Annotated in this window: 17 protein-coding genes; 12 read left to right on the top strand and 5 right to left on the bottom strand. The window is 75.4% G+C overall.

The features are described 5' to 3' along the window. Window positions 1–6: 6 nt before the first annotated feature. On the top strand, window positions 7–876 hold the full coding sequence (locus tag DMP17_RS36215; protein ID WP_337831895.1) for an SAM-dependent methyltransferase: 870 nt from the start codon (window positions 7–9) through the stop codon (window positions 874–876). 9 nt (window positions 877–885) lie between these two features. On the opposite strand, the gene DMP17_RS36210 is transcribed toward DMP17_RS36215, so the two are convergent. Next, window positions 886–2,358: a PucR family transcriptional regulator gene (locus DMP17_RS36210; RefSeq protein ID WP_337831894.1), complete on the bottom strand. Its 1,473-nt coding sequence runs from the start codon at window positions 2,356–2,358 to the stop codon at window positions 886–888. A gap of 115 nt (window positions 2,359–2,473) precedes the next feature. Between DMP17_RS36210 and DMP17_RS36205 the strand changes: the two genes are divergently transcribed. The 6 genes from DMP17_RS36205 to DMP17_RS36180 all read left to right on the top strand — a co-directional run bounded on the left by DMP17_RS36205 (window position 2,474) and on the right by DMP17_RS36180 (window position 10,995). Further along, a complete protein-coding gene (locus tag DMP17_RS36205) occupies window positions 2,474–3,895 on the top strand; it encodes an aspartate aminotransferase family protein (protein WP_226366238.1) in 1,422 nt (473 codons plus the stop codon). A 103-nt stretch (window positions 3,896–3,998) separates the two neighbouring features. Continuing rightward, window positions 3,999–6,395 (top strand): glycerol-3-phosphate 1-O-acyltransferase, encoded by a 2,397-nt coding sequence (locus tag DMP17_RS36200; RefSeq protein ID WP_337831893.1) that lies wholly within the window; start codon window positions 3,999–4,001, stop codon window positions 6,393–6,395. Continuing rightward, window positions 6,382–7,899 (top strand): HAD-IB family hydrolase, encoded by a 1,518-nt coding sequence (locus DMP17_RS36195; protein WP_226357797.1) that lies wholly within the window; start codon window positions 6,382–6,384, stop codon window positions 7,897–7,899. The genes DMP17_RS36200 and DMP17_RS36195 overlap by 14 nt, the downstream gene beginning before the upstream one ends. Continuing rightward, window positions 7,896–9,332 (top strand): wax ester/triacylglycerol synthase domain-containing protein, encoded by a 1,437-nt coding sequence (locus DMP17_RS36190; RefSeq protein ID WP_226357796.1) that lies wholly within the window; start codon window positions 7,896–7,898, stop codon window positions 9,330–9,332. The genes DMP17_RS36195 and DMP17_RS36190 overlap by 4 nt, the downstream gene beginning before the upstream one ends. Further along, on the top strand, window positions 9,329–10,123 hold the full coding sequence (locus DMP17_RS36185) for an alpha/beta fold hydrolase (RefSeq protein WP_208821835.1): 795 nt from the start codon (window positions 9,329–9,331) through the stop codon (window positions 10,121–10,123). The genes DMP17_RS36190 and DMP17_RS36185 overlap by 4 nt, the downstream gene beginning before the upstream one ends. After that, entirely contained in the window at window positions 10,120–10,995 is an 876-nt protein-coding gene (locus tag DMP17_RS36180; RefSeq protein ID WP_337831892.1) for an FAS1-like dehydratase domain-containing protein, read from the top strand. Before DMP17_RS36185 ends, DMP17_RS36180 begins: the two co-directional genes overlap by 4 nt. 45 nt (window positions 10,996–11,040) lie before the next feature. Here DMP17_RS36180 and DMP17_RS36175 read toward each other — a convergent pair whose 3' ends face one another. From DMP17_RS36175 to DMP17_RS36165, 3 genes are read right to left on the bottom strand one after another with little or no spacing between them, the layout of a single operon-like run. Further along, window positions 11,041–11,775, bottom strand: coding sequence for a Clp protease N-terminal domain-containing protein (locus DMP17_RS36175; protein WP_226357793.1), 735 nt, complete (start codon window positions 11,773–11,775; stop codon window positions 11,041–11,043). Window positions 11,776–11,824: 49 nt separating this feature from the next. Then, the gene (dinB, locus tag DMP17_RS36170; RefSeq protein ID WP_226357792.1) at window positions 11,825–13,087 is read right to left on the bottom strand and encodes a DNA polymerase IV; all 1,263 of its coding nucleotides are present in this window, start codon (window positions 13,085–13,087) and stop codon (window positions 11,825–11,827) included. A gap of 47 nt (window positions 13,088–13,134) precedes the next feature. Then, window positions 13,135–15,108: a hypothetical protein gene (locus DMP17_RS36165; protein ID WP_226357791.1), complete on the bottom strand. Its 1,974-nt coding sequence runs from the start codon at window positions 15,106–15,108 to the stop codon at window positions 13,135–13,137. Here DMP17_RS36165 and DMP17_RS36160 point away from each other — a divergent pair. The 5 genes from DMP17_RS36160 to DMP17_RS36140 all read left to right on the top strand — a co-directional run bounded on the left by DMP17_RS36160 (window position 15,107) and on the right by DMP17_RS36140 (window position 20,736). Continuing rightward, window positions 15,107–15,934: a hypothetical protein gene (locus DMP17_RS36160; protein WP_226357790.1), complete on the top strand. Its 828-nt coding sequence runs from the start codon at window positions 15,107–15,109 to the stop codon at window positions 15,932–15,934. The two genes, DMP17_RS36165 and DMP17_RS36160, sit on opposite strands and share 2 nt — an antisense overlap. Window positions 15,935–15,983: 49 nt before the next feature. Continuing rightward, complete coding sequence (locus tag DMP17_RS36155; RefSeq protein WP_337831891.1) at window positions 15,984–16,787, top strand: DUF1684 domain-containing protein; 804 nt, start codon at window positions 15,984–15,986, stop codon at window positions 16,785–16,787. A gap of 157 nt (window positions 16,788–16,944) precedes the next feature. Then, the gene (locus tag DMP17_RS36150; protein WP_337831890.1) at window positions 16,945–18,750 is read left to right on the top strand and encodes an NAD(P)/FAD-dependent oxidoreductase; all 1,806 of its coding nucleotides are present in this window, start codon (window positions 16,945–16,947) and stop codon (window positions 18,748–18,750) included. Between the two features lie 55 nt (window positions 18,751–18,805). Next, on the top strand, window positions 18,806–19,696 hold the full coding sequence (locus DMP17_RS36145) for an SCO6745 family protein (protein WP_226357787.1): 891 nt from the start codon (window positions 18,806–18,808) through the stop codon (window positions 19,694–19,696). After that, a complete protein-coding gene (locus DMP17_RS36140; RefSeq protein WP_226357786.1) occupies window positions 19,693–20,736 on the top strand; it encodes an LLM class flavin-dependent oxidoreductase in 1,044 nt (347 codons plus the stop codon). Before DMP17_RS36145 ends, DMP17_RS36140 begins: the two co-directional genes overlap by 4 nt. Here DMP17_RS36140 and DMP17_RS36135 read toward each other — a convergent pair whose 3' ends face one another. Further along, window positions 20,737–22,242 (bottom strand): tripartite tricarboxylate transporter permease, encoded by a 1,506-nt coding sequence (locus DMP17_RS36135; protein WP_226357785.1) that lies wholly within the window; start codon window positions 22,240–22,242, stop codon window positions 20,737–20,739. It abuts the gene before it with no gap. Between the last annotated feature and the right edge of the window lies 1 nt (window position 22,243).

Genomic DNA, 22,243 nt, shown 5'->3' with positions numbered 1-22,243 from the left:
ATCGTCATGCGCACAGCCGACGATCAGTGGGACATCACCAGCAGCGTGGGCGCCACCGCCCTGGCCGTCGCCGCGGGGCGGGCACTGGAGACCCGCCGCGCCGACCGGCTGGTCGACGACCCGTACGCCCAGCGGTTCGTCGACGCGGCCGGGACGCTGTCGGCCGTGCCGGAGGACCCGGACGACGCCGCCGACCCGTGGGTCGTGCAGGCCGGCTACCAGGGCGTGCGCTCCCGGTTCTTCGACGAGGCCCTGACCGGCGCCGGGACGACCCAGGTCGTGCTGCTCGCCGCGGGCCTCGACGCGCGGGCCCTGCGCCTGCCGTGGCCCGCCGGGACCACGGTGTTCGAGGTCGACCAGCCGAAGGTGCTGGACTTCAAGGACGAGGTCGTCGCCGGGGCGGGCATCGCGCCCACCGCGCGCCGGGTCACCGTGCCGGTCGACCTGCGCCACGACTGGCCCGCCGCGCTCGCCGCGGCCGGCTTCGACCCGGACCGGCCGACCGCCTGGCTGGCCGAGGGGCTGCTGCCCTACCTGCCCGCCGACGCCGAGCAGCTCCTGTTCGAGCGGGTGCACGCGCTGTCGGTGCCGGGCAGCCGGATCGCCGTCGAGCACTTCGGCGACCAGGTGGAGCGGATCGCGGACGAGCCGTCGTTCCGCGCGGCGGCCCGGGAGATGCTGCACACCACCGACGTCCGCGAGCTGTTCTTCGCCGAGCCCCGGACCGAGTCCTGCGACGACTGGCTGCGCCGCCACGGCTGGACGGTCACCGCCCGCCCGGTCCGCGAGGTCGCCGCGGGCTACGGGCGGCCGCTGCACGACACGGTCACCGACACCCTCGGCTCGGCGACGCTGCTGTGGGCCGACCGCCCCTGAACGGCGGGCTCAGCGGGCGGCACGGGCGTCGACCAACAGGGCCAGGTGCAGCGCGGTCCGCACCTCGGGGTCGGTGAGGTCGAGGCCCAGCAGGCCGGACAGGCGGCGCAGCCGGGCGTAGGCGGCGGGGCGGCCCACCCCGAGCCTGCGGGCGACGTCGGCGACGACCCCGCCCGCCTCGACCAGGGCCCGCAGCGTGTCCCGGGCGTCGGCGCGCGCGGCGGCGGGCAGCGCCGTCACCGGGCCGAGGACGTCCGCGGCGAAGCCGAGCAGGGCCGGGTCGTCGCCGAGGCGGTGCACCAGCCCGCGCAGCGCGGGCACCCGGACGGGGCCGCGGCCGCCGGTCGCGGCGTGCGCGGCCGCGTCGTCGCGGGCCCGGCGCAGCAGGTCCGCCACGGCGGCGAACGGGCCGGGCCCGGCCGTCGCCGCGGCCACCGTGGCGGGCAGCGCGGCGAGCAGCGGGCCGCCGTCGCCGGGCACGAGCACGACGAGCTCCCCGGGCGCGGGGGAGACCACCGTCGCCCCCGGTGCGACGACGGCGAGCGCCGCGTCGACGGCCTGCTCGGGGTCGTCTCCGGCCGGGCGCAGCGCCACCACCGACAGCGGACCCGCGGTGTCCAGCCCGGCGGCGCGGGCCCGCACCGCCAGCCGTCCGGCGTCGGACGGCACCGCCGCGGCCAGGTCGGCCACCAGCGCGTCGCGGGCGGACCGCAGCAGGCCCTCGGGCGACGGGTCGAGCAGCGACACCGCGTCCGCGGCGGCGTCGAGCAGTGCGCGGACCCGGTCGGCGGTGCCCGGCGTCGGCCGCGACGGCACCGTCAGCCGCCCCCACCGCGCCTCGGGCCGCCCGACCGGCGCGGTCGCCCAGCCCTCCGGCCCGGCGGGCCCGGCCAGCCGCGAGCGCGCCGCCCAGTCCCGCAGGTCCGGACCGCCCGCGGTGAGCAGCACCCGGTGCGCGAGGTCCTCGCACACCACGGGCGCGTCGATCCGGCGGGCCAGCTCCCCGACCACCCGGCCCGGCGGCACCCGGTGCAGGGCGAGCGACCGGAACGCGGCCTCGGCGCCCGGCGGCCCCGGGTCGTCGTCGCGGCGGGCGACGACCTGCCCCAGCACGCCCGCGACGATCTCGGCGAAGCGCACCGTGCGCCGCAGCTCCACCAGCGGGAACCCGGCCGCGCGGGCGGCCTGCACCAGCCCCGCGGGCAGCGACGGCAGCTGCTGCCCGATCTCCACGACCAGCCCGACCGCCCCGGCGGCCCGCAGCGCGTCGACGTAGCGGGCCGGGACGGTGGTGGGGTCGGCCACCGGCACCCCGACCGAGAGCACCAGCACCCCCGGCGGCAGCGTCCCGGCCGGGTCGGCGACCTCGCTGACGTGCACCCAGCGCACCGGGGTGCCCAGCGCCGCCCGCCCGGCCCGTACGGCGGGTGCCCCGGCCCGGACCTCCGGACGGGCCAGCACGTCGGCGATGGTCGGGTGCACCGGGATCCACTCCGTCCGCCAGGAGGCCCAGGACGATACGGATCGTATCCCTGACCGGGGCCGCCGCGGCGCCGACGATCGGAGGCGTACCGCGCCGCTACCGAGGGAGCCCCACGTGACCGCCGTCGAGAACACGACCCGGACCGAGGCCGGAGCCACCCCGGACGCGCCCGCCCTCTCGCCGCACGCCGACGCCGCCGGCCGACACCTCTGGATGCACTTCGCCCGGATGCACGGCCGCGACGGCGCGAACCCGATCCCCGTCATCACCCGCGGCGAGGGCGTGCACCTGTGGGACGACCGCGGCCGCCGCATCCTCGACGGCCTCGCCGGCCTGTTCGTCGTGCAGGCCGGGCACGGGCGGCGTGAGCTGGCCGAGGTCGCCGCGAAGCAGGCGTCGGAGCTGGCGTTCTTCCCGGTCTGGGGCTACACGACCCCGCCCGCGGCCGAGCTCGCCGAGCGGCTGGCCCACCTCGCCCCCGGCGACCTGAACCGGGTCTTCTTCACCTCCGGCGGCGGCGAGGCCGTCGAGAGCGCCTGGAAGGTGGCCAAGCAGTACTTCAAGCTCCGCGGCCGCCCGCTCAAGCACAAGGTGATCTCCCGGGCGACGGCGTACCACGGCACCACGCACGGGGCGATGGCCGTGACCGGGCTGCCTGCGATGAAGAAGGACTTCGAGCCGCTGGCGCCCGGCGGGTTCCGCGTGCCCAACACCAACCTCTACCGCCACCCCGAGTTCGACGGCGACGCCGAGGCTCTGGGCCGCTGGGCCGCCGACCGGATCGAGGAGGCCATCGCGTTCGAGGGCGCGGACACCGTCGCCGCGGTCGTGCTGGAGCCGGTGCAGAACTCCGGCGGCTGCCTGACCGCGCCGCCGTCGTACTTCGCCCGGGTCCGCGAGATCTGCGACCGGCACGACGTGCTGCTCGTCGCCGACGAGGTGATCACCGGCTTCGGCCGCCACGGCGTCCCGTTCGCCAGCGCGAAGTTCGGGTTCACCCCGGACATCATCACCTGCGCGAAGGGCATGACCTCGGGCTACGGGCCGATGGGCGCGATGATCGCCTCGGAGAAGGTGATCGAGCCGTTCCTCGCCCCCGGCGTCACGTTCCCGCACGGCTACACCTGGGGCGGGCACCCGGTCTCGGCCGCCGTCGCGCTCGCGAACCTCGACCTCATGGAGCGCGAGGACCTCTACGGCAACGTCCTGTCCCACGCCGACGAGTTCGGCGCGACCCTCGACCGGCTCCGTGACCTTCCGATCGTCGGCGACGTCCGCGGCGACGGCTACTTCTGGGCGATCGAGCTCGTGCGCGACCGGGACACCCGGGAGACCTTCGGCCCGCAGGAGCGGGAGAAGCTCGTGCGCGGGTTCCTGCCCGGGGCGCTGTTCGAGGCGGGCCTGTACTGCCGCCCCGACGACCGCGGCGACGTCGTGATCCAGCTGGCGCCGCCGCTGATCGCCGGCCGGGCCGAGTTCGACGAGATGGAGCAGATCCTGCGGCACGTGCTCACCGAGGCGTACAAGATCGTGTGAGTTCGCCGGGACCCGCCGCGTCGGGTTGTTGCCCAACCGGCGGGTAACTAGGTTGACCCCCCAGGCGCCGCACCGCGGCGGGGCGTGCCGACAGGGGGCCTCCATGACGAACAACGACCTCACCGGCGGACGAGAGGTCGTCGTCACCCAGGCCCGGTCGCACACCGAACGCGGCATCCTGCGCCGCTGGGCCGAACAGGAGCACCCGGCCGCCGCCGTGGTCGCGCTCGGCGCGAACGGCGAGGTGCCGTCCGCGCTGGGGGAGGCCCTGCACGGCGACGGCACGGTGATCGTCCCGGCCCGGGTCGCGTGGCTGACCCCCGAGCCGGAGGACAGCGGCCCGGTCCGCAAGCTCACCGGCCTGGCGACGTCCGCGGTCATGCGGATGGCCTGGTCGCCGCTGCACCCGTCGATGGTGAAGCACCGCCCGGACGCGGCCCGGGTCGTGACGGGGGAGCCCGCGACCGTCGCCGACCTGGTGTCCCGGTTCGTCGCCCAGGAGAACGGCAGGCCCGGCTCGGACGGGTTCACCCGGTTCGTCGCCCGGCAGGCGATCCTGGCCTGCGACCGCGCCGAGCGCCGCGTCCTCGGTGACCGGTACAAGGTGCCGCGCCGGATGGTCGAGCAGATCACCTCCTCGGCCCGCTTCCCGACGCTCGTCGACGGGCTGGCCGCGCGGACCGGGAAGCCCGCCGCCGAGATTGAGCGGGACCTGGAGTCCTGCCTGCACGAGATGGCGGCCGTGCAGAGCCCGCCGGCGATCGACGCCTTCCGGGCCGTGATGAGCCCGATGCACGCGAAGGCCTGGGACGTCCAGGTCGACGAGTCGGGCCTGGAGCGGCTGCGGGAGCTCAACAAGGAGCACGCGCTGGTGTTCCTGCCCAGCCACCGCTCCTACGCCGACCCGCTGCTGTTCGCCGAGGTCCTGCACGACCGCAACTTCCCGCGCAACCACGTGCTCGGCGGCAACAACCTGTCGTTCTGGCCGCTGGGGTCGCTGGGCCGCCGGGCCGGGATCGTGTTCATCCGCCGCAGCTTCGGCGGCGACACCGTCTACAAGGCGGCGATGACCGAGTACCTCGGCCACCTGCTGTCCAAGCGCTTCAACCTGGAGTGGTACCTCGAGGGCGGCCGCAGTCGCACCGGGAAGCTGCGCAAGCCCCGCATCGGGCTGCTGCGCTACCTGGTCTCCGCGCTGGAGGAGCGCCCGGAGCTCGACGCCGTGCTGGTCCCGGTGTCCATCGTCTACGACCAGCTGCACGAGGTCGGCGCGATGGCCGCCGAGCAGCGCGGCGGGCAGAAGAAGGCCGAGGGCCTGGGCTGGCTGTTCGGCTACTTCCGCGACCAGCGCCGCCACATCGGCACCGCCCGGGTGCGCTTCGCCGAGCCGTTCGCGCTGCGCCGCGCCCTGGAGGACGCCGGCCCCGGCCGCGCGCAGCTGGAGAAGGTCGCGTTCCGGGTGTGCGCGGGCATCAACCGCGTCACCCCGGCGACGGCGACCTCGCTCGTGACGTTCGCGCTGCTCTGGGCGCAGGACCGGGCGCTGACCCTGCAGCAGGTCCGGGAGGTCGTCGCGCCGCTGGCGGACTACCTGGAAGCGCGCGGGATCCCGGTGCCGATCGCCGAACTGCGGACCCGGCACGGCCTGCGGATGACGCTGGACCGGCTCGCCGAGGCCGGTGTCGTCACCGTCTACGACGCCGGCACCGAGCCGGTGTTCGCCGTCAGCACCGACCGCCACCACGTCGCGGCGTTCTACCGCAACGGCGCCCTGCACCACCTGCTCAACCGCGCCATGCTCGAGGTCGCACTGCTGCGCGTCGGCGACGCCGACCCCGACGAGGACATCGTCGAGGTCGCGTGGCGCGAGCTGGCCCGGCTGCGTGACCTGCTCAAGTTCGAGTTCTTCTTCTCCACCCGCCGCGAGTTCCGGGCCGAGATCATCGCCGAGCTGGACCTGGTCGACCCGGAGTGGCGGACCCGCGCGGCGAACCCGTCCGACGTGCGCGGCGCGCTGCGCCAGGCGCCGCTGCTGGTCGCACCGGGCGTGCTGCGGTCGTTCCTCGACGCCCAGCTCGTCGTCGCGGACCGGCTCGCCGCCCTGGGCGAGGAGCCGATGACCGACGAGAAGGAGTTCCTGGAGGACTGCCTCGGCGTCGGGCGGCAGATGCTGCTGCAGCAGCGGGTCGACCGCGCCGACTCGGTGTCGCGTGAGCTGTACGCCACCGCAGTGCGCCAGGCCGACAACCGCGACCTGCTCGGCGAACCGGAGTCCGGCGCGGCCGGAGCGCCCCTGGGCGAGCGGCGCGCGGCCTGGCTGGCGGAGGTCACCGCGGTGATCCACGATCTGGGACGGCTGGGCGAGCTGCAGCGCGCCCGCCTCGAGGTGGTCCTCGGCTCCGGCGGGACGGCGGTGCCCGGGGCCGTCCCGGTGTCACCGGTGGTCCCGCCGTCCGGGACGGAGCAGCGTGTGGAAGGGGATACGGGTGTCGCCAGCTGACGGGACGCCGGCCGGGGACACCCGGGACCGGCTCCGGGCCATCCGGGAGGCGGAGCCGGGACCGGGGACGGTCGCGTACTTCGACTACGACGGCACCGTCATCGACGGCTACTCCGCGGGCGCCTTTTACCGCAGACGGCTGCGCGAGTTCGACGTCGGGCCGGTCGAGATGGTGCGCACCGTGCTGTCGGGCATGCGCGGGATCCGCACCGACGACGACTTCAAGGAGTTCCTGTCCATCACGCTCGCGACCTGGAAGGGCCGCAGCGAGGACGAGCTCCACGCCCTCGGGCGGACGCTGTTCCGCGACGAGATCGCGGGCTCGCTGCACCCGGAGGTGTGGGAGCTGGTCGCCGCCCACCAGGAGCAGGGCCACCAGGTCGTCATGGCGTCCTCGGCCACCCGGTTCCAGGTGCAGCCGATGGCCGACGAGCTCGGCGCGGACCGGGTGCTGTGCACCGAGCTGGAGGTGCGCGACGGCGTGCTCACCGGCCGCGTCGCGGGCACCTCGCTGTGGGGCGCGGGCAAGGCCGAGGCGGTCCGCGCCGACGCCGCCGCGCACGGCGTCGACCTGGCGGACTGCTTCGGCTACGCCAACGGCACCGAGGACGCGGAGTTCCTGTCCGCGGTCGGCCACGCGGTCGCGGTCTCACCGACCGACTCGCTGCGCGCGCTCGCCGGCGAGAGGGGCTGGCCGGTCCTGGACTGCGCGCCGCGCGGCGGGCTGTTCCCCAGCGTCACCGACGTCGCCCGCACCGCGGTCTTCTACGGCGGCATGGCCGCCGGGCTGGCCGCCGCGGCCGGGGCGGGCCTGCTGCACGGCTCGCGGCGCCGCTTCGTCGACATGGCGGGCTCGGTCGGCGCCGACGTCGGCTTCGGGCTGGCCGGCATCGACGTCGAGGTGACCGGCGCGGAGTACCTCCACTCCGCCCGGCCGTGCGTGTTCGTGTTCAACCACCAGTCGAAGTTCGACGTGCCGGTGCTGATGAAGCTGCTGCGCGAGAACTTCACCGGCGTCGCGAAGAAGGAGGCCGCGCAGATCCCCGTGTGGGGACAGCTGTTCTGGGCCGCCGACGTCGCGTTCATTGACCGCTCCAACTCCCGCGCCGCCCGGGCGGCGCTGCAGCCGGCCGTCGACAAGCTGCGCGACGAGGGGATCTCGCTCGCGATCGCGCCGGAGGGCACGCGCTCGCCGACGCCCCGGCTCGGCCCGTTCAAGAAGGGCGCGTTCCACATCGCGATGCAGGCCGGAGTGCCGATCGTGCCCGTGGTCATCCGCAACGCGGGGGAGATCATGTGGCGGGGCGCCCAGACCCTGCGCGGCGGCACCGTGCAGGTCGCCGTCCTGCCCCCGGTGGACACCTCGTCCTGGGTCCCCGAGGACGCCGGGAAGTACGCCGAGGAGGTCCGCGGCCGGTTCCTCGACACGCTCGCCGCGTGGCCGGAGCGCCGCATCGCCCAGCAGTACGACCGCAGCGACGACAGCCAGGAGGACCCGGCATGAGCGACTCCCCGGCGGGCTGGGGCTCGGCCCGCGAGATGTCGCCGTTCGAGGTCATGATGTGGCGGGCCGAGGGCGACGACCCCCGTTTCCGGTCCCCGGTCCTGGCGGTCGAGCTGCTCGACGCCAAGCCCGACTGGGACCGGCTCGTCGCCGCCGTGGACTGGGCGACGCGGATGGTCCCGCGCTTCCGCGAGCGCATCCGGGAGCCGCTGGGCGGGCTCGGCACGCCGTACTGGATCCACGACGTCGAGTTCGACCTGCACTACCACCTGCGCCGGGTGCGGATCCCCGGCGCCGGACCGGGCTTCTGGGCGGAGCTGTCCCCGATCGCCGAGCAGTTCATGATGACCCCGTTCGACCGGGAGCGGCCGCCGTGGGAGGCCATGCTCGTCGAGGGGCTGCCCGGCGGGCGCGCGGCGTTCCTGCTGAAGCTGCACCACGTGCTCACCGACGGCATGGGCGTGGTCCAGCTCCTGTCGCAGCTGCACAGCCGCAAGCGCGAGCACGACGACACCAAGCCGCAGCCCGCCGCGCCCGAGCCGACCTCGCCCGACCCGCTCGCCGAGGTCGACCGGCTCGTCCGCCGCGAGGCCGGGATCGTCCCGGCGGCCGCCCGTGCCGCCCGCGACGTCGTCGGCGCGCTCACCCACCCGCTCTCGGCGGCCCGCGACACCGCCCGCTACCTCGACTCGGCGCTGCGGGTGCTGTCCCCGCCGCCGGGCGGCGGTTCGGAGCTGCTGCGCCCGCGTGGCATGTCCTGGCGGTTCGTGGCGCTCGACGTCGACTTCGCCGACCTGCGCGCGGCGGGCAAGTCGGTGGGCGGCTCGTTCAACGACGCCTTCGTCGCCTCGCTGCTCGGCGGGTTCCGGCTCTACCACGAGGCGATGGGGCACCCGGTCACCGGCGACGCGACGCTGCGCACCTCGGTGCCGGTGTCGGTGCGCCGCGAGGGCGACGCCGCGGGCGGCAACCGCTGGGCGCCGGCCCGGCTCGCCGCGCCGATGGGCATCGCCGACCCGGCCCGGAGGATCCGGGAGGTGGGGGAGCAGATGCGTGCGGCCCGCGAGGAGCCCGCACTGGAGAGCCCCGACGTCGTCGCGCCGCTGCTGGCCCGGCTGCCCGGCCCGCTGCTGACCCTGGTCGCGGGCGGGTCGACGCAGGGCAACGACCTCCAGGCGTCGAACGTGCCGGGGCTGCGCTCCGAGGCGTTCCTCTGCGGCGCCCGGATCGACCGCGTCTACCCGTTCGCGCCGCTGCCCGGCTGCGCCGCGATGATCTCCGTGGTCACCCACGGGGACCAGTGCTGCGTCGGCGCCAACATCGACGCGGCCGCCATCACCGACCGCGAGGAGTTCGCCCGCTGCCTGGCCGGCGGTTTCGCGGAGGTCCTCGCGCTGCAGCCCGGGGCCGCGGAGCCCATGATCGTCGGATGAGCGCGTACCACGTCGGCGGCTCGGGGGAGCCGCTGCTGCTGCTCCACGGGATGACCTCGTCGTGGCGGGCCTGGAAGCCGTTGCTGCCCATGTTGGAGGAGCACCACGAGGTCTGGGCGGTGACCATGCCCGGCCACCTCGACGGCCCGCCGATGCCCGAGGGCGAGTTCAGCGTCGACCTGCTGGTCGACGGCCTGACCGAGCAGCTCGACGCGATCGGTGTGCCCGAGCGGCCGCACGTGGTCGGCAACTCCCTCGGCGGCTGGGCCGCGCTGGAGCTGGCCCGTCGCGGCCGGGCCCGGTCGGTCGTCGCGCTGTCCCCGGCCGGGGCCTGGTCGGTGCCCGCGGACCTGTACCGGCTGCTCGCGACGTTCCGGATCGGGGCGCTGCTCGCCGGCTGGGCGCCGGTGCGTGCGCTGGCCTCGTGCGGGGTGATCCGCAGGCTGCTGCTGCTCACCCTGGCCGAGCACACCGACCGCTACACCCCCGAGGAGGTCGCGGAGCTGTTCGACGACCTCGCCGGCTGCACCATCCTGGAGCCGCTGCTGTCCGCGGCCCGGATGGACACCGCGATCGCCCCGTTCGAGCAGCTGCCCTGCCCGGTGCGGATCGCCTGGTCGGGCTCCGACCGCACCATCCCCTACGGCCGCTACGGCCGCCCGATGATGGACGCCGTCCCCGGCGCCGAGCTGGTGGTGCTCCCCGGCGTCGGGCACGTGCCGATGGTGGACAACCCGGCGTTGGTGGCCTGGACGATCCTGCAGCACACCCGCTACCAGGTCGCGTCGTGACCGGTCCCGGCGACGCCCCCGCGGACCTGGCCGCCGCCCTCGACGGCTGGGCCCCCGGTCCGCTCGTCGGCACCGACACCGTCACCCCGTGGTCGGTCGCCGCGTTCTCCGGGCTGATCGACCTCGACCCGGTCGCCGCCGACGGGGACCCGCTCCCGCCGCTGTGGCACTGGCTCGCCTTCCTCGACACCCCGCCGATGTCCGCGCTCGGCGACGACGGCCACCCCCGCGAGGGCCACTTCCTGCCGCCGGTCCCGGACCGGCGACGCATGTTCGCCGGCGGACGCCTGACCTGGCACGCCCCGTGGCGGGTCGGCGAACCGGTGACCCGCCGCCAGGAGCTCGGCCCGGTCCGGGTCAAGCAGGGCCGCAGCGGCGAGATGGCGTTCGTGACGACGCGGGCGGAGTTCCGCCGCGGCGACACGCTGCTCTGCGTCGAGGAGCAGGACATCGTCTACCGCTCGCAGCCGGCCGGCACGGTCCGGGGCACGGTCGCGCCGGACCCGGCACCACGCCCGGAGCACGAGTGGGCCTTCACCGTGCCGACCGGCCCGGAGCTGCTGTTCCGGATGTCGGCGCTGACCTACAACACCCACCGCATCCACTACGACCTGCCCTACGTCACCGGCGTCGAGGGCTACCCCGGTCTGGTCGTGCACGGCCCGCTGTTCGCCCTGCTCGGCCTGGAGATCGCGCGCCGCCACCGCCCGACGGCGTTCGTGCGCGGCTTCGAGTACCGCCTCACCGCTCCCGCCTTCGCCGGCGCCGACGTCTGGGTCGGCGGGACCCCGGACGGGGACCGCATCGACGTCGCGGCCGGGTCCGACGGGGCACCGGAGTCGGTGCGGGGGAGCATCGAGCTCGCGACCTGAGCCCGCCCGGGGTCCCGCCCCGGCCACGGCGTCTCCACCCCGCCGTCAGCTCTCCCCGGCCCCGCCCCCGGTCATCGCGGCGATCGCCTCGGTGACGGCCTGCTCCACCCGCTCATCGTCGACGCCCGACCGGGTCAGGACACCGTCGCCGTCCTCCTGCTCCAGCAGGGCCAGCAGGACGTGCTCGGTCCCGACGTAGTTGTGCCCCATCCGCAGCGCGTGCCGGAAGGTCAGCTCCAGGGCCTTCTTCGCGGCCGGGTCGAACGGGATCAGGGCGGGCACCGTCGTCGCGCGTTCCGGGAGCGCGGCGACGGCGGCCTCGCGCAGCGCCGTGGTGTCGGTGCCCAGCCCGGTCAGCAGCGCGACGGCCAGCCCCTGCGGCTCGGCGAGCAGGCCGAGGACCAGGTGCGCCGGGGTGATCCGGTCGTTCTCGGCCGTGCGGGCCTCGTTCTGCGCGGAGACCACGACGTTGCGGGCCCGCGGGGTGAACCGCTCGAAGCCCTGGGCCATGTTCTCCGGGGCGTCCGGACGGGGGACGAACCGCTTCTGCGCGGCCTGCTTGGTGACGCCCATGCTGCGGCCGATGTCGGTCCACGACGCCCCGGCCCGGCGGGCCCGGTCCACGAAGTGGCCGATCAGGTGGTCGGCGACCTCGCCGAGGTGGTCCCCGGCGAGCACGGCGTCGGAGAGCTGCTCCAGCGGGTCCTGGTGGACCGAGGTGATGGCGTGGATGAGGTCGTCGAGGCGGACGGTGCCGCCCAGGGGCGTCGGTGGCGTCATGCGTCAACCGTAAGTTGACGACCGTCTTTCGTCAACCTCGGGTTGACGATCACTCGTGTTCGGGGAGCAGGGGCACCTGCAGCCCCTCGTCGTGGCCGAGGCGGCTGGCGCGGCCGACCGAGGCCGAGCCGAACCGGCTGCGGACGGCGTCGAGCGCGGTGTCCAGGGCCGGGCCGGCGTGGGCGTCGAGGGGGAGCTCCAGCTGCAGGGCGTCGTCGCGGTCCAGGTTGGTCAGCGACAGGCCGAGCAGGGTGATGCCGCGGGCGTGGATGTCGGGCAGGGCGTCGTGCAGCAGCCGGCGGGCGGCCGAGAGGATCGTCGGCGTGTGCGCGGTCGCGACCGGCAGCGTGTGCGAGCGCGTGATCCGGGCGTAGTCGCCGAACCGCACCCGCAGCACGACGGTGCGGCAGACCCGCCCGCCCCCCGCGGCGCCGAGAGGGTCGAGGGTCTCGTCCGGCTCGTCACGGTCGGACCCGCGCGGGGCACGCAGGCGCCGGGCCAGCCGGTCGACGGTCGAGGCCAGGATGCCGTCGAGCTCGGCGTCGGTGCGCGGGCGGCGGCCCAGCGCCCGCTGCGACCCGATCGAGCGGCGGGTCCGATGCGTGTCCACCGGGCGGGGGTCCCGCAGGTGCGCGAGCGCGTGCAGGTGCCGCCCCGCGGCCGGCCCCAGGTAGGACACGAGCGCGGCCTCACCGAGCGCGGCGACGTCGGCGACGGTCCGCACGCCCACCTCGTGCAGCCGCCCCGCCGTCACCGCCCCGACGCCCCACAGGCTGCGCACCGGCAGCGGGTGCAGGAACTCCCGCTCCCGCGCCGGGTCGACGACGAGCAGCCCGTCCGGCTTCGAGGCCCCACTGGCCACCTTGGCGAGGAACTTCGTGCGGGCCACGCCGACGCTGATCGGCAGCCCCGCCTCCCGGGCCACCCGCTCGCGCAGCCGCGCGGCGATCTCGCGGGGCGTGCCCGCGATCCTCGCCAGGCCGCCGACCTCCAGGAACGCCTCGTCGATCGACAGCCCCTCGACCTCCGGGGTCGTGTCGCGGAACAGCGCGAACACCCGGCGGCTCGCCTCGGAGTAGGCCGCCATCCGCGGCGGGACGACGATCGCCTGCGGGCACAGCGCCCGCGCCTGGCGGCCGTTCATGGCGGTCCGCACGCCGTGCGCCTTCGCCTCGTAGCTCGCGGCCAGCACGACACCGCCGCCCACGACCACCGGCCGCCCCCGCAGGCGCGGGTCGTCGCGCTGCTCGACCGACGCGTAGAACGAGTCCAGGTCGGCATGCAGGATGGTGGCCAGGCCGCGCACGAACACATGTTCGCATGCGGCGGGGCCCGCGGCGAGCTGCTGCGCCCGGCGGCTCAGGCGCCCCCGGTCCTGCTGCGCCAGCGTTCCCTGGCCCGGCGTGCCGCCTTGGCCACCGCGGCGTCCGGATGGTGCTCGCCGAGCGCGGCCAGCACCTCGCCGACCCGCGGATGGTCCAGCTGCCACACGGCGTCGAACACCTCGAGGGTCTCGGGCGGGAACTCGGCGGCGAACGCGTCCGGCCAGTCCTCGGCGTCGACGGTGTCCAGCGCGACGGCCAGCACGTCGATCGAGGCGGTGAGCAGCAGCTCCGGCTCGACGGCGTCGGCGTCGATCTCGCCGCGCGCGACCAGCCGGCGCGCCACCATGCCGCGGTGCGGGCCGTCGAGGTGGTCGTGCAGCAGGGTGTCGACGGCCTCGGCGCCGAAGCGGTCCGCGGCCACGCCGGTCGCGGTGAGGGCGACGAGCAGGGTCTGCCCCGGTGCGAGCGCCGCCGCCACGAACTCGGCCACCGCCCGCGCCGGATCGGGCTGCGCGGCGTGCCAGGCGTCGATGTCGCGGCGCCACTCGTCGGGCGGGACCTCCCCGGCCAGCTCGACGATCTCCGCGGCCGAGGCGACCGCCGGGTCCGGCCGGGTCGGGTAGTGCAGGTCCTCCGCGGCGAGCAGCAGCAGCGCGCACGCGACCCCGCCCGGGGTGAGCTGCACGATCCCGCCGACCCGGACCTCGTCCGCCCCGTCGGCCTCGCGGCGCGACCCGGCCCATTCGACCAACCCGAGCCGCTCCAGCTGCTCGAGCAGCGTCGCGGTCCGGAGCGAGGCGACGTCGGCGTCCCCGTCGGCGTCCTCGGTCCAGTCGAGGAGCACGTCCAGGGCGTGGCGCAGGTCGTCGTGGTCGACGCCGTCGTCGACGTGGCGCAGCAGGAACAGCAGGGCCGGGGTCGCGTCCTCCGACGGCGGCCCCTCCTCGGCGCGCAGCAGTGCCTCGATCGCCTCGTCGTCGATCTCGCCGGTGAACACCACGTCCGCGTCGGGTGCGGTGTCGTCGACCGCGATCGGCGCGGCCTCCCGGACGGGCAGGTCCGGGTCCGCGGTGTCCTCGGCGGCGACGTGCGGCCAGCCGGTCGACAGCGCGCCCACCTCGCGGGCGGCGAGCACGAGGTCCTCGTGGGCGGAGGTGTCGTCCAGCCCGGCGAAGCGCGGCACCGCCACCAGCCGCCCCGACTCCCGCCGGACGGCGCCGGCGCGCACGCTCGTCTCCAGCACCCAGGTCAGGGTTCGCAGCCGGGTCGAGCGGTCGAGGCGGGCGACGCGGTCCGGCTCGTCGCCGGTGCCGAGCAGGCCGACCAGCTCGCGGGCGTCGGCCAGGCGCAGGTTGCCCGTCGCAGTCAGGGCCCGGCCGCGCGGGCCGCACCAGCCGGCCAGCGCCCGCGCGTCGTGCAGGATCCGGGCCTGCGCCGCGGACGCCGCCCGGTCGGCGGGCGAGGGGATCCGCACCGGGTCCGGGTCGTCGCCCAGCTCGGTGAGCAGCGGCGACCCGGCCCCGGCCTCCAGCTCGTCGTACTCCTCGACGTACTCGCCGCACAGCCGCCGCACCTGCGACGGCCGCGGCGAGCCCGGGGCCAGCAGTCCGCGCTCGTCGAGGAACTCCACGAACGCGGCGACGCTGGCGGGCACCAGCCGCACCGGCAGCCGGTGCTCCAGCACGATGTGCGGGCACCAGCCGTCGAGGAAGGTCTCGATGTGCTCCAGCGGCCAGTCGGCGAGGTCGCCGTCGCCGGCGAGCCACTTGTACTGCAGCAGCAGCTCCGCCGACATCGGTTCGGCGACCACCTCGTTCTCGGTCAGCCACGCCGCGAACCCGTCGAGCAGTTCCTGGGCGGCCGCGTGGAACTCGTCGTCGGAGTCCGGGCCGAACCGCATGCGCATGCGCCGAGTGTGCACGCCCGGCACCGGCCACCACACCCACGGGCGCCGATCGGCGTGTCCGGAGCAGGTCGTGCCGCGGGCGGGCAGGATGGGCCCGGACATGACCACACTGTTCGCCCTGCTGATCGCCGCGACCGCGATGGTCGGCAACACCGTCGCCGCCCTCTGGGAGGCCCGCGGCAGCAGGCTGGCGAAGTACGGGCGCCCGGTGTGGCTGCAGCCGTGGTTCCTGGCCGGGCTGCTCGCCGACGTCGTGGCCTGGGTGCTCACCGTCGTCGCGCTGCGGTACCTGCCGGTCTTCGCGGTGCAGTCGATCCTGGCGGGCGCGATCGCGCTGACCACGCTGGCCGACCACGGCTGGAACCCGTGGAACCTCATCCGGCGCGACCGGTGGGCGGTCGCCGCGGTGCTGGCGGGGCTGGTCGTGGTCGCCGCGAGCGCCGAGCCGGACCGCCCGGACGCGCTGCCCCCCGTGGCCACCCCGGTCCTGCTGGTGTCGTTCGTGGTGATCCTCGCCGCCGCCCCGTTCGTGTGGCGGGCCGGGCGGCCGATGCTGCTGGCGCTGCTGGCCGGGCTGGGCTTCGGCGGCACGGCGCTGGCCGTCCGCGCGATCCACCCCGGCCCGCTCCGGTGGGAGACCGCGGGCAGCCTGCTGCTCGACCCGCTGGTGTACGGCGTCGTCGCGATGGGGGTGCTCGGGGTGCTGGCCTTCGCCCGCGCCCTGCAGGACGGCGCCGTCGGCCCGGCGACGGCGGTGCTGTCGGTGACCGAGGTGGTCGTCCCCGGTCTCGTCGGGATCGCGCTGCTCGGCGACCGGATCCGGCCCGGCTGGGAGGGGGCGGCGCTGGCCGGTGTCCTCGTCGCGCTCGGCGGGGTGATCGCGCTGACCCGCCCGGACCCGGAGTCGGTCCGCCGCCGCGTGCACTGAGCCGCGGCGCCGGGGGAACACCTCCGCCCGGGTGGGGTGTTGCCCCCACATGACGAGCACCCTCACCGCCCACGACGCGTGGCGTGCCGCGCGCGAGCAGACCCTCCGCGAGCCGCACGGCTGGCTGTCCCTGACCGCCCTGCACTGGCTCGACGACGGTGCCGGTGCCGTACCCGGGCTGCCCGGGACCTGGCGCGCCGCGGGACCCGACGAGGTCGCGGTCACCGCCGTCGCGGCCGACGGGGTCGTGCTGCCCGGCGCGACCGGACCGCTCGACGGCACCGCGCACGTCCGGCCCGTCGACGGCGCCCCCGGCGTGATGATCGCGGTGGGGGAGCGGGTCGTCGAGATCGCGCGGCGCACCGACTCGTGGGCGCTGCGCGTGCGCGACCCGCAGGCCCGCACCCGGACCGCGTTCACCGGGGTGCCCGCCTGGCCCTACGACCCGGCCGCCGTCGTCGACGCCGTGTTCACCCCCTACGACGCGCCGCGGACGGTGACGGTCGACGCCGTCGTCGCCGGGTTGCAGCACTTCCCGACCGCGGTCGGCGAGGTCGCGTTCACCTGGGCCGGTGCCCCGCAGCGGCTCGTGGCGCTGGCCGGGAAGGACGGCGGCCTGTCGCTGCACTTCCGCGACGCCACCTCCGGGGACACCACCTACGGCGGCGGCCGCATCCTGCGCACCGACGACCCGGCGCCGGACGGGACGCTGGAGGTGGACCTGAACCGGGTGGTGAACCTGCCGTGCGCGTTCACCGCCCACGCCACCTGCCCGCTGCCGCCCGCCGGGAACACCCTGGAGGTGGCCGTCGAGGCGGGGGAGAAGAGCCCGCTGCGGCCCGACCTCGCCTGAGGCCCCCGTCCTGCCGCGGTGAGGGGGAGTTGCAACCTCCCCGCAACCGGTGTCGTGGATCACGCGCGTGGTGTTCACTCACCTCCGTTGCCCCGACGACCGCGGCAGGACGGCGAGCGCCGCCCCGGTCGTGGCGAACCGCTCGCAGGAGGTGCCCGTGACCACCACGCAGGAGAAGACGGCGGCACGCACGACCGCGGAGGGCTGGCTCACCGCCTTCGCCGACGCCCTGTCCGCCCGTGACATCGACCGCGCCGTCGCGCTGTTCGCCGACGAGAGCTACTGGCGCGACCTGGTCGCGTTCACCTGGAACATGAAGACCGTCGAGCACCACGACGGCGTCCGTGACCTGCTGAACCACACCCTCGACGCGACCGACCCGTCGCACTGGACGCTGTCCGCCGAGCCGACCGAGGCCGGTGGCGTCACCGACGGGTGGTTCACCTTCGAGACCGCCGTCGGGCGGGGCTCCGGGCACGTCCGCATCGTCGACGGGAAGGCGTGGACCTTCCTCACCACCCTCGACGAGCTCAAGGGGCACGAGGAGCCCCGCGGGGAGAACCGGCCGTTCGGCACCGAGCACGGCGCCAACCCGGACCGGGTCACCTGGAAGGAGCGCCGCGAGGCCGAGCTGGCCGAGCTGGGGCGCACCCGCGACCCCGAGGTCGTGATCATCGGCGGCGGCCAGGGCGGTATCGCGCTGGGCGCGCGGCTGCGCCAGCTCGGCGTCGACACGATCATCGTCGAGCGCAACGAGCGGCCCGGCGACTCCTGGCGCAAGCGCTACAAGAGCCTCGCCCTGCACGACCCGGTCTGGTACGACCACCTGCCGTACCTGAAGTTCCCGGACAACTGGCCGGTGTTCGCGCCGAAGGACAAGATCGGCGACTGGCTGGAGTTCTACACGCGGATCATGGAGCTGAACTACTGGGGCTCCACCACCGCGCGCAGCGCCGGGTTCGACGAGGCGGCCGGCCGCTGGAGCGTCGTCGTCGACAGGGCGGGCGAGCAGATCACCCTGCGCCCGCGCCAGCTCGTGATCGCGCTCGGCGTCTCCGGCAAGCCGAACATCCCCGACTTCCCGGGCCGGGAGCAGTTCCGGGGCGAGGTCCAGCACTCGTCGCAGCACCCCGGCCCGGACGCCTACCGGGGCAAGAAGGTCGTGGTCATCGGGTCGAACAACTCCGCGTTCGACATCTGCGGTTCGCTGTGGGAGGTCGGCGCCGACGTCACCATGGTGCAGCGCTCGTCCACCCACATCATCAAGTCCGACACGCTGATGGAGTACGGCCTCGGGGACCTCTACTCCGAGCGCGCGGTCAAGGCGGGCGTCGACACCCACACCGCCGACATGATCTTCGCGTCGCTGCCGTACCGGATCATGCACACCTTCCAGAAGCCGGCCTACGACAAGGCCCGCGAGGTCGACGCGGACTACTACCGGCGGCTGGAGGAGGCCGGGTTCGAGCTGGACTTCGGCGACGACGACTCCGGCCTGTTCATGAAGTACCTCCGCCGTGGCTCGGGCTACTACATCGACGTCGGTGCCGCCGAGCTCGTCGCGGACGGCAAGGTGAAGCTGGTCCGCGGCCAGATGCAGGAGTTCACCGAGAAGGGGGTGCGGCTCGCCGACGGCACCGAGCTCGACGCCGACCTCGTCGTGTTCGCGACCGGCTACCGGTCGATGAACGGCCTCGCCGCCGACATCGTCGGCCAGGACGTCGCGGACAAGGTGGGCAAGGTGTGGGGCCTGGGCTCGGACACGACCAAGGACCCCGGTCCCTGGGAGGGCGAGCAGCGCAACATGTGGAAGCCCACCCAGCAGCAGAACCTGTGGTTCCACGGCGGCAACCTGCACCAGAGCCGGTTCTACTCGCTGTACCTCGCGTTGCAGCTCAAGGCGCGTGAGGCGGGCATCGACACCCCCGTCTACGCGCTGCAGGAGCGCCACCACCTCTCCTGACCGCCGAGCGGGAGAGACCTGTCCGGGACGGTCACCGCCGCACTACGGTGCGGTGGTGACCGTCCCCGACATCGCGGTGCAGACCGCGCGGACACTGTGGACCGAGCTCGAACCGGTCCACGACGTCGTGTACTTCGCCCCCGAGGCGCGGGCCGCCGCCGAGGCGGCCGGGTTCCGCGGGTTCTGGCGCGGCTACTTCGCGATGCGCGCCGCCCCGCTGGGGCCGGTGGGAGCGGCACCCGTGACGGCCGCGTTCCACGGCTTCCACCCGTCGATGGCCGCCCGTGCGCTGCCCGGGGTCTGGTCGCTCGCGACCCCCGACGGGGCGCTCGCGGCCCGGCTCGCCGGTTCCGCCGCCGCGCTGCGCCGGTCCGGGCTCGACGGCACCGGCCCGGCCGCCGACCCGGCCGCGCTGCACCGGGCCGCGGAGCTCGCCTGGGCCGCCGCCGGGGAGGTCGACGTCGACGGCCGCGTCCTCGCCGCCGCGAACGCCGCGCTGCCCCGCCCCGACGGCGACCTCGAGACCCTCTGGCAGGCGACGACGACGCTGCGCGAGCACCGCGGGGACGGTCACGTCGCGGTCCTGGTCGCGCGGGGCGTCGGCCCGGTCGCCGCGCACCACCTCAAGATCGCCGCCGGGGAGACCGACGGCGAGTGGCTGCGCACCGCCCGCGGCTTCGACCCGGAGGCCTGGGCGGCCGGCGCGGAGGACCTGCGGGCCCGCGGCTGGGTCGACGCCACCGGCGCGCTCACCGCCGCCGGCGCCGACGAGCACGACGAGATCGAACGGCTCACCGACCGGGCCGCCGCCCGCCCGTGGGGCGCTCTCGGCCCGGAACGGACCGCCGAGCTCGCCGCGCTGCTGGCGCCGATGGCCGCGGCGGTGCTCGCCGCGGGGGACGTGCCCGCGTACGGCCCGGTCGGGCTCGTCCGGGACGGCCGATGAGGACCGCCACGACGGTCGAGGCCTCCGGCGGCGACTGGCGCGAGACCGTCGAGTTCGTCGTCGAGGCCGAACGCCTGGGCCTCGACGACTGCTGGGTCGCCGAGGCGTGGGGCTCGGACGCGCCGTCGGCGCTGGGCTACCTCGCCGCCCGCACCGAGCGGATCCGGCTCGGCTCCGGGGTGATCCAGGTCGGCACCCGCTCGCCGGTCGCGATCGCCCAGGCCGCGCTGACCCTGCACGACATGTCGCAGGGCCGGTTCCTGCTCGGGCTCGGCCCGTCCGGCCCGCAGGTGATCGAAGGCCTGCACGGGGTGCCGTTCGCCCGCCCGCTCACCCGGCTGCGCGAGACGATCGAGGTCATCCGGGCCGCCTGCGCGGGGGAGCGCATCGCCTACGACGGCGAGACCGTCGCGATCCCGCTGCCCGGCGGTGAGGGCCGCCCGATGCGGCTGTCGACCACGCCGGTGCCGGACCTGCCGGTGTTCGTCGCGGCGCTGTCCCCGCGGATGCTGGAGCTCACCGGGCGGGTCGCCGACGGCTGGCTGGGCACGAGCTTCGTCCCCGAGGGCGCCGACGCCTACCTCGCCCACCTCGACACCGGTCTGCGCGCCGCCGGGCGGGACCGGTCCGCGATCGAGGTCTGCCAGGGCGCCGAGGTCGCCTTCGCCGCCGACGAGGCCGACCAGGCGGCGATGGTCGACGCCCGCCGCCCCGGCATCGCGTTCAGCCTCGGCGGGATGGGCACCGCCCGGCGGAACTTCTACTTCGACGCCTACCGCCGCCAGGGCTGGGGCGAGCGCGCCGACGCCGTCCGCGCCGCCTGGCAGGGCGGGGACCGGGCCGGCGCCGCGGCCCTGGTCACCGACGAGATGGTGCTGGGGACGACGCTGATCGGCACCGAGGAACGGGTCGCCGCGCGGCTGCGGGACTGGGCCGCCGCCGGCGTCGGCACCGTACGGCTCTACCCCGCGGGGGAGACGCTCGACGAGCGCCTCACCACCCTGGCGCGGGCCGTCGAGCTGGCCCGCGCCGCGGGGTGATCACACGTCGGCGGCGCGCTTCTCGGCGAACCGGCGCCACGCCGTCCACCCCAGGCCGGCGAGGAGCAGCAGGTACAGCACCACGGTGATCGGGCTCGACACCAGCACCGCCGGGTCGTTGTCGGAGTTGCCCATCGCGTCGCGCAGCGAGTACTCCGCCAGCGGCCCGAGGATCACCGCGATCAGCACCGGCGCGACGGGGATGTCGTAGAGCCGCATCGCCAGCCCGAGCACCCCCACCACCAGCATGATCACCAGGTCGACCTGGCTCGCCCCGGAGGCGTACACGCCGAATGCGGCGAACACCGCGATGCCCGCGTACAGGTAGGACTTCGGGACCCGCAGCAGCTGCGCCCACAGCGGCGCGAACGGCAGGTTGAGGATCAGCAGCACGATCATCGCCAGGAAGAACCCGGCGAGCAGCGCCCACACGATGTCCCCGGAGCGCTCCAGCAGCAGCGGGCCCGGCTGCAGGCCGTACTGCTGGAACGCGGCGAGCAGGATCGCCGCCGTCGCGGAGGTGGGCAGGCCCAGCGCGAGCAGTGCGCCCATCGCGGTGCCCGCGGTGGCGTTGCCCGCGGCCTCCGGTGCCGCGACGCCCTCGATGGCGCCCTTCCCGAAGGTCGGCTCGGCCTTGCGCCGGTCGAGCCTGCGCTCGGTCCCGTAGGCCAGGAACGTCGGCACCTCGGCGCCACCGGCCGGGATGACGCCGAACGGGACACCGATCGCGGTGCCGCGCAGCCACGCGGGCAGCGCCTGGCGGAACTCGGCCTTCGACAGCCACCACCGGCCGGTCGGCATGACGGCCCTGGTCTCCTCGGCCCGGCCGACCTTCGCGGCCTGGCTGAACACCTCGCCCAGCGCCAGCAGCGACACCGTGATCACGACGATCGAGACGCCGTCGAGCAGCGGGGAGAAGCCGAAGGAGAACCGGGGCGTGCCGGTCGGCTGGTCGATCCCGACCAGGGCGAGGGTCAGGCCGATCGCGAGCGCGGCGACGCCGCGGATCGCGGAGTCGGCGACCACCGCGGAGATCGCGACGAAGGCGAACACGGCCAGCGCGAGGAACTCGGCGGGGCCGAAGCCGGTGGCGAGCCGGGCGAGGGTCGGGGCGAAGAACACGACGAGCGCCGAGGCGACCATGCCGCCGATGAACGCGCCGATCGCGCCGGTGGCCAGAGCCTGGGCGGCCTTGCCGCGCAGCGCCATCCGGTGGCCCTCGAAGGTGCTGGCGATGGCGGTCGAGTTGCCGGGGGTGTTCATGAGGAACCCGGCGATGGAGTCGCCGAACAGGCCACCGAAGTAGATGCCGGTGAACATGATCAGCGCGCTGGTCGGTTCGAGGACGAAGGTCAGCGGCAGCAGCAGCGCCACGGCCATCGCCGAGCCCAGCCCCGGCAGGACCCCGACCGCGGTGCCCATCAGCGCACCGAGGAACACGAACAGCAGCGCGGACGGGCTGAGGATGTCGGCGAAGCCGCCGAGCAGGTTGGTCAGCTGTTCCACG

The organism is Pseudonocardia sp. TMWB2A, assembly GCF_017312135.1.
The sequence above is the reverse complement of the archived record's forward strand: the minus strand, read 5'-3'. Positions and strand labels throughout refer to the sequence as shown.